Source organism: uncultured Cocleimonas sp., assembly GCF_947495625.1.
Classification (GTDB): domain Bacteria; phylum Pseudomonadota; class Gammaproteobacteria; order Thiotrichales; family Thiotrichaceae; genus Cocleimonas.
Map to the genome: position 1 here is coordinate 1 of NZ_CANLZW010000078.1, position 776 is coordinate 776.

Sequence of the window (776 nt, forward strand, 5' to 3'; positions counted from 1 at the left end):
GTATTCCTAAACAAAGCTGATATGGTAGATGATGAAGAGCTACTAGAGCTTGTTGAGATGGAAGTGCGTGAGCTTCTTGATATGTATGAGTTCCCAGGTGATGATACGCCAATTATTACAGGTTCTGCTCTTAAGGCCCTTGAGGGTGATGAGGCTTACACAGCTAAAATAGTTGAGTTGGTTGAGGCGCTGGATACTTATATTCCTGAGCCAGAGCGTGCTATTGACGGTGATTACCTAATGCCTGTTGAGGATGTGTTCTCAATCTCTGGTCGTGGAACAGTTGTAACAGGTCGTATCGAGCGCGGTATTGTTCACGTAGGTGATGAGATCGAAATCGTTGGAATCAAAGATACAACTACTACTACATGTACGGGCGTAGAAATGTTCCGTAAGTTGCTTGATCAAGGTCAGGCTGGTGATAACGTAGGTGTATTACTGCGCGGTACTAAGCGTGAAGATGTTGAGCGTGGTCAGGTTCTTTGTAAGCCTAAGTCAATTACGCCGCATACAAAATTTGAAGCAGAAGTATATGTTCTGTCAAAAGATGAGGGTGGTCGTCATACGCCATTCTTCGACGGTTATCGTCCACAGTTCTACTTTAGAACAACTGACGTAACAGGCGCATGTGATCTTCCTGAAGGAACAGAAATGGTTATGCCAGGCGATAACGTCAAGATGGTAGTAACTCTAATCAACCCGATAGCAATGGATGAAGGTCTGCGTTTCGCAATACGCGAAGGTGGACGTACTGTTGGTGCTGGTGTTGTTGCAAA

The 776-nt window shown here is 44.8% G+C and carries 1 protein-coding gene; it reads left to right on the forward strand.

Features of this window, described 5'->3' with window-relative positions; genetic code table 11:
• Positions 1-776 (forward strand): elongation factor Tu (locus tag Q1A31_RS20910; RefSeq protein ID WP_299881757.1); only part of this gene is annotated, 776 nt, incomplete at both ends.